At 63.1% G+C, this 9,414-nt stretch carries 7 protein-coding genes; 4 read left to right on the forward strand and 3 right to left on the reverse strand.

The annotated features are described in order from the left end of the window. Positions 1 to 48: 48 nt before the first annotated feature. The gene (locus M5G11_RS23685) at positions 49 to 249 is read left to right on the forward strand and encodes a hypothetical protein (RefSeq protein WP_273913204.1); all 201 of its coding nucleotides are present in this window, start codon (positions 49 to 51) and stop codon (positions 247 to 249) included. 169 nt (positions 250 to 418) lie between these two features. Here the strand turns inward: M5G11_RS23685 and M5G11_RS23690 are convergent, their stop codons facing one another. Beyond that, positions 419 to 2,512 (reverse strand): TonB-dependent receptor, encoded by a 2,094-nt coding sequence (locus M5G11_RS23690; RefSeq protein WP_273913205.1) that lies wholly within the window; start codon positions 2,510 to 2,512, stop codon positions 419 to 421. 240 nt (positions 2,513 to 2,752) lie between these two features. Between M5G11_RS23690 and M5G11_RS23695 the strand changes: the two genes are divergently transcribed. Next, positions 2,753 to 3,448, forward strand: a complete 696-nt coding sequence (locus M5G11_RS23695) for a DsbA family protein (RefSeq protein WP_273913207.1) — start codon at positions 2,753 to 2,755, stop codon at positions 3,446 to 3,448. Positions 3,449 to 3,669: 221 nt separating this feature from the next. Then, positions 3,670 to 4,965: an OprD family porin gene (locus tag M5G11_RS23700; RefSeq protein ID WP_273913208.1), complete on the forward strand. Its 1,296-nt coding sequence runs from the start codon at positions 3,670 to 3,672 to the stop codon at positions 4,963 to 4,965. A 30-nt stretch (positions 4,966 to 4,995) separates the two neighbouring features. Here the strand turns inward: M5G11_RS23700 and M5G11_RS23705 are convergent, their stop codons facing one another. Then, a complete protein-coding gene (locus tag M5G11_RS23705) occupies positions 4,996 to 6,663 on the reverse strand; it encodes an FMN-binding glutamate synthase family protein (protein WP_273913209.1) in 1,668 nt (555 codons plus the stop codon). Positions 6,664 to 6,770: 107 nt separating this feature from the next. Beyond that, a complete protein-coding gene (locus M5G11_RS23710) occupies positions 6,771 to 7,670 on the reverse strand; it encodes a LysR family transcriptional regulator (RefSeq protein ID WP_273913210.1) in 900 nt (299 codons plus the stop codon). Positions 7,671 to 7,766: 96 nt separating this feature from the next. Between M5G11_RS23710 and M5G11_RS23715 the strand changes: the two genes are divergently transcribed. Beyond that, positions 7,767 to 8,900, forward strand: a complete 1,134-nt coding sequence (locus M5G11_RS23715) for an MFS transporter (protein WP_273913211.1) — start codon at positions 7,767 to 7,769, stop codon at positions 8,898 to 8,900. The last annotated feature ends 514 nt before the right edge of the window (positions 8,901 to 9,414 follow it).

Here is a 9,414-nt window from a genome sequence, read left to right on the forward strand (position 1 = left end):
AAGTTTGAGTAAGGTAGCCGCTCACGCTTCTGGGGAGTACGTGTGGAAATGAATGCAGCACGTGAGTTGGCTTCGCACCCTTCAGCAGTGAATCACGAATCGCTCCAACTCCTGGTGCAATGGTTGAAACGCAGTGACGCGCACCGGGTCAGGAAGACCGAACCACGACGCTTGTTGGTCGAACGTTATCCCGCTGGCCTGATCTCCGATGCAGAGCTCGAAGCCCTGTTGGCGTTCTGGCATAGCTGAAGGACCGACCGGTCGGAAAATGAAAAGGGCGCCACCGTTTTGACGGTAGCGCCCTTTTTTTGGCTTTCTGTAGCCGCTGCCGCCAGGCTGCGCTCGCCTGCAACGCAGGCGCCGCTTTTGGGAGCCCTTGCGGACTCCAGCGCAGCCTGACGGCAGCGGCTACAAGGCGTCAGAAGCTGTAGGTACCGGTCACCACCAGGCTGCGCGGGTCGCCGAACTGGATCTGCGAGGTGCTGGTCGCCGAGCTGTAGTAGGTCTTGTCGGTGATGTTGCTCAGCGCAGCACGCAGGTCCCAGTCCTTGGTGCGGAAGCCGGCCAGGGCGTCCCAGCTGCCGTAACCCGGCAGTACCACGGTGTTCTTGGTGTCGGCATAACGCTGGCCGACCAGGGTCAGGCCGGTTTCAGCGTACCAGCCCATTTCCGGCTTCCAGGTAATGAACAGGCTGCCGTTGCGCTTGGCCACGTCGTTGATGCGGTTGCCGGCGTTGCCTTCGCTGTCTTCAACGATGGTGGCGTCCTGCAGGCCAATGCCGCCGCGAACATACCAGTTGCCGCCGAGCTTGCCGGTGGCGGTCAGCTCGATGCCGCGCGAGCGTTGCAGGCCGGTCAGGATATAGCGGTTCAGGTCCACCGGGTCACGCGTGCGGCGGTTGTACAGCTCCAGCTCGTAGACCGCCAGGGTGGTGCTCAGGCGTTCATCCAGCCAGTCGCTCTTGACCCCGATTTCCTTCTGCTTGGTGTGCTCCGGGCCGGTCTCGTTGGTGTTGCCCGTAGCGCCCGGGGTGATCCCGATCAGGCCACCGCCCACCGGCGAGAAGGTCTTGCTCCAGGAGGCATAGAAGGAGTGATCCTTCAGCGGCGTCCATACCACACCCAGGCGCGGGCTGGTGCTGTTGCTGTCCTGCTGCTCGTTGCGGCCGTTGACCTTGCTGGTGGTCTCGACCTCGAAGCGGTCAAAGCGCACGCCAGCCAACAGTTGCCACTGATCGTTGAGCTGGATCTGGTCTTGCAGGTACAGGCCACGGCTTTCGACGGTGGTGTGGTTGTCGCTGGAGATGTTCATCACGCCATTGTGCTGGGCGTTCTGGTTCGGGTTGTAGACGTTGACCGACGGCACGCCGGTGCCGCTGCGCAGCAACGAGTTGCGACGCTGCTCGCCCAGCTCCAGGCCGGTGAGCAGGGTGTGCTCGATACCGAAGGTGCTGAAGTTGCCTTCCAGCTCGATGTTGTTGAACAGGTTGCGGGTGTCCAGGTCCTGCTGCCAGCGCTGGCGGCTGACCAGCCCGGTGGCCGGGGTGAAACCTGCGATGTAGGTGTTGTCGAAGTCGCTGGCCAGGGTGAACAGGCCCAGGGTGTGGCGCAGCTGCCAGCTGTCGTTGAGCTGGTAGTTCAGGCGCGAACGCAGCGACTCGGCGCGGTCGTCGATGAAGTCGCGCTGGGTGTCACCGTAGGTGGTGGAACGGCTGACATCCACCGGGCGACCGGTCAGCGGGTTGCCGGGGATACCGCGATCCGGGGTGCGGTTGTAGCGGCTGTATTCGTACTGCACCAGCCAGTTCAGGTCGGGCGTCAGTTGCCAGCTCATGGACGGGGCGAACAGTTGGCGGTTGCCGTCGATGCCGTCGCGGAAGCTGTTGTTGTCCTGGTTACCCATGTTCAGGCGCAGGCTGATGTCCTCGTTCGCGTCGAGGCTGAGGTCGGTGTACAGGCTGCGCAGGTCTTCGCTGCCGCCTTGGGCGGTGACGCTGGAGCGACGGCCGAATTCCGGCGCCTTGCTCACCCGGTTGATGATCCCGCCCTGGCTGCCCCGGCCGTACAACACGGCGGCCGGGCCCTTGAGCACTTCCACGCGCTCGATGTTGTGCAGGTCGCGCACGTACTGGCTGTCGTCGCGAATGCCGTCCAGGTAGAAGTCGTTGCTGGCATCGAAACCACGGATGCGCACGCTGTCAAAACGCGTGTCGGCACTGCTGCTGACGTTGGGAATGCCGCTCAAGGCCTTGCCCAGGTCGGAAGTGCCGTAGTCCAGCACGTTGCTGGTTTTCACCGAATCGATGGCTTGCGGTACATAGCGCGCCGGCGTCGAGGTACGGGTGGCGGTGGTCACTTCCTTGACCCGAGGGTCATCGCGCTCGTGTTCACGCTCGGCGTCGGCAGTCACCGACAGCTCGGGCAGGGTGGTGCTGGCAGCAACGGCCAGGCCCGAACTGAACAACAGAGAAAAGCCCAGGGTCAGGGGAGAAAGGCGGCAAGGGGCACGCATCGTTGGCAGATATCCGAAGGATTTATTAGAGGGGGTTAAAAAAAGGAGCGAATGATAATGCTTGGCATTTACAAATGTTAATTGTTTGTGCGTTCAATTAACAACGATTTGTGACGAAGTGTTTCTGATTTTGATTTGACCGATTCACACAACAAACCTGACGTGATTGCAGCGTTTTTCGGTCAGCTGCCAAGCCTTAACCTGAGCGCATTCCCGCTTTGCCTTTTTTTGGAGCTACCGATGCCTACCCAAACCACCCTTCATTACGTCTACGACCCGCTGTGCGGCTGGTGCTATGGCGCCGAGCCGCTGGTCAACGCCGCGTCGCGCGTGTTGCCGGTGCTGATGCACGGCGGCGGGATGATGGCCGGGGCCAATCGCCAGGCGGTGTCTGCGCAACTGCGCGACTACGTGATGCCGCATGACCGGCGCATTGCCGAGTACACCGGCCAGCCTTTCGGCCAGGACTATTTCGAGGGGTTGTTGCGTGATACCGGCGCGTTGTTCGACTCGCAGCCGCCGATTGCCGCAGTGCTTGCCGCGCAGCAAGTGGCCGATGCCGGGTTGGCGATGCTGGCGCGCATTCAGCGGGCGCATTACGTGGAAGGTCGGCGGGTCTCAGAGGCTGACGTGCTCAACCTGCTGGCCAGCGAGCTGGGCCTGCCAGCCGAGGCATTCGCCGCTGCCCTGGCCACGGTCGACAGTGACAGCCATATCCGCACCAGCCGCGCTTTCCTGGCCAGTGTTGGCGGGCAGGGTTTTCCGACCCTGGTGCTGGAGCGCGACGGTCGCTTGCAGGTGATCGACATCGGCCCGTTCCTGGGCAAACCCCAGGCTTTCGTTGAATGGCTGGAGCAGCAATTTGACTTCAACGCAGCCGAATCGGTCGTCTCAGGCCCTGCCTGCGGCCTGAAAAGCTGCGATCCAGAGCGATAGTCATCAAATTTTCACGAATTTTTGACATGCCGATCCGCACACGGATAGGATTCGGTCAACGCCTGTAGGCCCAACGGCCAAGAGTCCGGAATAAAGGCCCGCTGCGATCACTCGCAAGCGGGCTTTTCATTGCTAGACCCGTGAGCGTCAACCCACGCAGGGGGCGTGGTTCCTGGCGTCGGTCGCAGAGCGTCTTTTGACTAAGTAATAAGGAAAATAAAATGTTGAAAACTCGGATCAGCTTGATCGCGTTGGGGCTGTTTGCGGCGACTCAGGCGATGGCCAATGACCAGGCCGAGGCCAAAGGTTTTGTTGAAGACAGCACTGCCAGCGTCCTGCTGCGCAACGCTTTCATCAACCGTGACAAGAAACACAACACCCAGGACCAGTCCGAATGGGGCCAGGCCTTCATCGGCAAGTTCTCCTCCGGCTTCACCCAGGGCACCGTTGGTGTGGGTGTTGATGCGTTCGGTCTGTACGCTATTCGTCTGGACGGCGGCAAAGGTCGCAACGGCGGTGGCGGTATCGACTTCTTCAAGCCGGGCAATGGCGACACTGCACAAGACCCGCAAAGCTCCCCGCATGACCTCGCCCGTGCTGGCGCAGCGGTCAAGTTCCGCATCTCCAACACCGTGCTGAAGTACGGCGACCAGATGCCTGAACTGCCGGTTCTGCAGTACGACGATGGCCGTCTGTTGCCAGAAAGCTTCACCGGTACCCTGATCACCTCCAAGGAGATCAAGGGCCTGGAGCTGAACGCCGGTCGCTTCACCCAGGAAGCGCGTAAAAGTGCTGAAGGCCGTGACAGCGGTGGCTTGAAGTCGATCAACGTGTTCGGCGGTAGCTACAAGTTCAACGACCAGCTGACTGCATCGGTGTACACCTCCGATATCGAAGACGTGCTGAAGAAGCACTACCTGGGCGTCAACTTCGTGCAGCCGCTGGCTGACGATCAGTCCCTGACCCTGGACTTCAACGGCTACAAGACCAAGCTGGACAGCAAGTACGCTGCCAACGACCGTCGTGACAACACCATCTGGAGCCTGGCGGCGACCTACGCCTTCGGTCCGCACTCGGTCACCCTCGCGCACCAGCGCAGCACGGGCGACACTGGCTACAACTACGGCGGTTACCAGAACGCTGGTGGCGGCGTCGGCGACGGTGGTTCGACCATCTACCTGGCCAACTCCTACTGGTCCGACTTCAACAACGAAGACGAGCGTTCCTGGCAGATCGCCTACGGTCTGGACTTCGGCGCCTTCGGCGTACCGGGCCTGACCTACAAGGTTGCCTATGTTCGTGGTGACAACATCAACACCCGTGGTCTGGGTGAAGGTACCGAGCGCGAAATTTTCAACCAGTTCAAGTACGTGGTTCAGGAAGGCCCTGCCAAGGACCTCTCCGTCAAACTGCGTAGCTCGTTCCTGCGTACCTCCGACAACGTTCGTCAGGCTGACCTGAACGACGACGGCAACGAAGTCCGCGTATTCGTCGAGTACCCGATCAGCATCTTCTGATCCCTGCTTGATGTCTCCAGCAACCCCGGCCTAGGCCGGGGTTGTTTGTTTCTGGCGTGGGGTCATTTTCACGGCAGGCACTCCCTCACTTGTTTCCGGCTCGAAGCTGTCGCTGCGCGCCATCCTCCACATCCGTGCATAGAACGCACTGTCGATTGCGCCGCTGAGCAATTCACCGGGCTTGAGGAAGGTGTGCAGCTGCGAGAACAGGCGGATCTCGCTGGCGCTGACCCGCCGCACCAGGTGCTTGGGCTTGAGCTCGGAAGGATGCTCCAACCCGGCGGCGGCGAGCATTTCGGCCAGTGCATGCAAGGTATTGCGGTGGAAGCTGAACACCCGCTCGGCTTTTTCCGGCACCACCAGCGCCCGCTGGCGCAGTGGGTCCTGGGTGGCTACGCCGGTCGGGCACTGGTTGGTGTGGCAGCTTTGCGACTGGATGCAGCCGATGGCGAACATGAAGCCGCGCGCCGAATTGACCCAGTCCGCGCCGATGGCCAGCGCGCTGGCGATATCGAAGGCGCTGACGATCTTGCCTGCCGCGCCGATGCGCACTTTGTCGCGCAGGTTCAAGCCGACCAGGGTGTTGTGCACGAACATCAGGCCCTCGCGCATCGGCACGCCGATGTTGTCGCTGAACTCGCGAGGGGCAGCGCCGGTGCCGCCTTCCTTGCCGTCGACGACGATGAAGTCCGGGACGATCCCGGTCGCCAGCATGGCCTTGGCGATCCCCATGAACTCCCACGGGTGGCCCAGGCAGAACTTGAAGCCCACCGGCTTGCCGCCCGACAGTTCGCGCAGGCGGGCGATGAATTCCAGCAATTCCACGGGGGTAGCGAAGGTGCTGTGGGCGGCCGGCGAAATGCAGTCCTGGCCCACCGGCACGTCGCGCGTAGTGGCGATTTCGGCGGTGACCTTGTGCCCCGGCAAAATGCCGCCGTGGCCGGGCTTGGCGCCTTGGCTGAGCTTGAGCTCGATCATCTTCACCTGCGGGTTGTGCGCCTGCTCGGCGAATCGGCGCGGGTCGAACTGCCCCTCGGCGGTACGGCAGCCAAAGTAGCCGCTGCCGATTTCCCAGATCAGGTCGCCGCCGTGTTCGCGGTGGTAGGGGCTGATGCTGCCTTCGCCGGTGTCATGGGCGAAGCGGCCCAGCCGGGCGCCTTTGTTCAGGGCCGCAATGGCATTGGCGCTGAGCGCGCCGAAGCTCATGGCCGAGATATTGAAGATCGACGCCGAGTACGGCTGGCGACATTGCGCCCCGCCGATGGTGATGCGAAACGAGGCCGGGTCTGGCGTGTGTACCGGCAGCATCGAATGGCCGATGAACTCGAAGCCTGGGCGGTAGACGTCGTTGAGCGTGCCGAAGGCTTTCTCGGCGCTTTCGTTCTTGGCCCGTGCATACACCAGCGAGCGCTGCGCGCGGGAGAAGGGCAGCTTGTCGTCGTCGCCTTCAAGCAGGTACTGGCGGATTTCCGGGCGGATGGTTTCGATCAGGTAGCGCAGGTTGCCCAGGATCGGGTAGTTGCGCCGCACTGCGTGCTGGCTTTGGCGCAGGTCGTTGAGGCCAACCAGGCTCAGCAGCGCGCTGATCACGGTGAAGGGCCAGAGCCAGGTGTGGGTATTCAGGAAGGGCAGGCTGGCGGCGGTGAAAATCAGGCAGCCGGCGAGGCAGGCATAACGGCTGGGAAGCGAGGGGGTCATGGATCTTCCGCTGACAGGAGACAGGTGCCTAGGATAGGCAAAGGCTAGCAGCGGAAAACCCGTGGTTTCGGTAAAAGACTTTTATCGGCGCCGTGCTTGCATCGTGTTCAAGCGCCCGGATTTTGCTGGGAAACGATGTGCAGGAACGCCTCGGCCGCCGGTGAACGGCCCTCCCTGCGGCTGATCGCCAGCAGCTCGATGGTTGCCTCGGGCTCGCGCAATGGGCGGTAGCAGACCCCGCGTTTTTCCAGGGCCTGGACGCAGGCGGGCAGCAGGGCCACGCCCTGGCCGGCGGCGACCAGGGCAATGATCGAGGTGGTCTGGCGCCCGCTCGGGCCGCGATTGAGTTGCAGGTGGTGGACGTTGAACAGGCGCTCGATGGTGTCGTTCAGGCCGGTGCCCTGGTCGGCGGGGAACAGCACCAGTTGGCGCTCTTGCAGTTGCGCGAGGCTGACGTCGTGCTGCTGGCAGAGCGGGTCGTTGGCCGGCAGGGCGAGCACCAGTGGCTCATGCTCCAGCGGCTGCGCGTACAGCTCGTGGTACTCGGCCGGGGGCGGCAGGCGGCTCAGGCCGATATCGAGGGTGCCGTCGCGCAGTTGCGTCCACTGGGCGGTGGAGGCTTCCTCTATCAGGTTCAGGCGGATGTCCGGGTAGGCCTGGGCGAAGTGCTGCAGGGCCTGGGTGAAGCGGTCGCTCAGGGCCACCGAGCTGGCGTAGCCCAGGCTCAGGTGGCCGGCCGTGCCGGTGGCCAGCTTGCCGGCCATCGACTGCGCCAGGCTCAGTTGCTCCAGGGCGTTGCGTGCGTAGGGCAGGAAGGCCAGGCCTTCGCGGGTGAGGCTGACATTGCGGCTGCTGCGTTCGAACAGGCTAAAGCCGAGCTGGGTTTCCAGGGCCGAGATCTGCCGGGTCAGGGCCGGTTGGGCGAGGTGCAGGCGCTGGGCGGCGCGACCGAAATGCAGGTCGTCGGCGACGGCGATGAAGTAACGCAGTTTTCGTACATCGAGCATGGTGCACCTGGCGGTATCAATCGGTCCGGAATCGGTATTGGCCGGCGTTGCAGGCGGCGGTTTATAACGATCGTCAGTCACTGTAGCGAGTTTCCCATGCAGGCACCGTCTTCGGCGTCGCGCGTTGCCCTGTTTCTTTGCGGTTGCGCGGCGTTTCTTCCGTTGTATGCGACACAAGGCATCCTGGGCGAGCTGGCCCGGCAGTTTGCCGTGAGCATCCGCCAGGTTAGCTGGACCCTTACGCTTACCACCTTGGCGGTGGCGGTGACGGCGCCTTTTGTTGGGTGGCTGGGGCAGCGTTGGCGCCCGCCCGCGGTGATAGTCGCCGCCGTGTTGCTGCTGGCGACCCCGGTGCTGCTGGTGGCCACGGTGGACAGTTTTGACGAGCTGTTGCTGTGGCGGCTGGTGCAGGGGTTGTTGATCCCGGTGATCTTTGCCACCAGCGTAGGGTTGATCGGTGAACGCTGGCAGGGCGCGAACGTGACCGAGGTCACCAGCCTGTATGTGGCCGGGACCATTCTGGGTGGGTTCGCCGGGCGTTTTGTCACGGCGTTGATCACAGATTACTGGGGGTGGCGTGAAGCGTTCATGGTGCTGGCGGGGCTGGTGCTGTTGATCGGGCTGGGCATTCATTTGCTGCTGGCGCCGGGGCCTGCGCCGCAAGTGTTCAAGCGTAAAGCCAAAGGGCGATTTGGCTGGCCGTTGTGGGCGGCTTGCGCGGTGGGGTTTTGCGTGCTGTTTTCGCAGGTGGCGTCGTTTACCTATGCGGGGCTGTATTTGAGTGAGGCGCCGTTCTCGTTGGGTACGGCGGCGCTGGGGTCTATTTATGCGGTGTTCCTGCTGGCGCTGGTGGTCACGCCGATTGCCGGCCGGCTGGCGAAGGCGCGTCCGCCGCTGCACCTGTTGCTGGTGGCTGGGGTGATCGGGATGTTGGGTAGCGGGCTGATGTTGGTGCCGGTGTTGTGGGTCATCGTGCTGGGCCTGGCGTTGAGTTCGACCGGGGTGTTTCTGGCGCAGGCGGCGGCCAATGCGTTTATTGCGCGTACGGCGGGGGAGAACAAGGCGGGTGCGATCGGGCGCTACCTGACGTGCTATTACCTGGGCGGCAGTGCCGGGGCGTTGCTGCCGGCGCTGGTCTGGGTGCAGTGGGGGTGGGTGGGTTGCGTGTTGATGGTGATCGGGTTTCAGGTGGCGTTCATGCTGATTGGGCGGCTGGGGTGGCGGGCGTGATGCACTTCTCTGTGGGAGCCCTGTGGGAGCCGGCTTTGCCGGCGATCGAACCAGGTGGTGATCGCCGTACGAGTGCCTTGCACTCGATCGCTGGCAAGGCCAGCTCCCACAGGGCCCGCAGCGTTGCTGATATTTGAGGGAGCCGGCCTTGCCGACGATCGCTGATAAATGTAGCCGCTGCCGTCAGGCTGCGCTCGCCTGCATAGCAGGCGCCGCCTTTGCCTGGCGGCAGCGGTTGGATGTTGTGCAAGGCCGTTGCCGCACAGCCGGCGATGCGGCCTCCCACGTCAGCGAACCAGGTGGCGATCGCTGTACGAGTGCCTTGCACTCGATCGCTGGCAAGGCCAGCTCCCACAGGGCCCGCAGCGCTGCTGATACTTGTGGGAGCCGGCCTTGCCGGCGATCGCTGATAAATGTAGCCGCTGCCGTCAGGCTGCGCTCGCCTGCATAGCAGGCGCCGCCTTTGGGAGCCCTCGCGGGCTCCAGCGCTCGACTGATCAACGAGGAAGAGGGA

It is taken from the genome of Pseudomonas fontis (genome assembly GCF_028656955.1).
GTDB classification, from domain to species: Bacteria; Pseudomonadota; Gammaproteobacteria; order Pseudomonadales; family Pseudomonadaceae; genus Aquipseudomonas; species Aquipseudomonas fontis.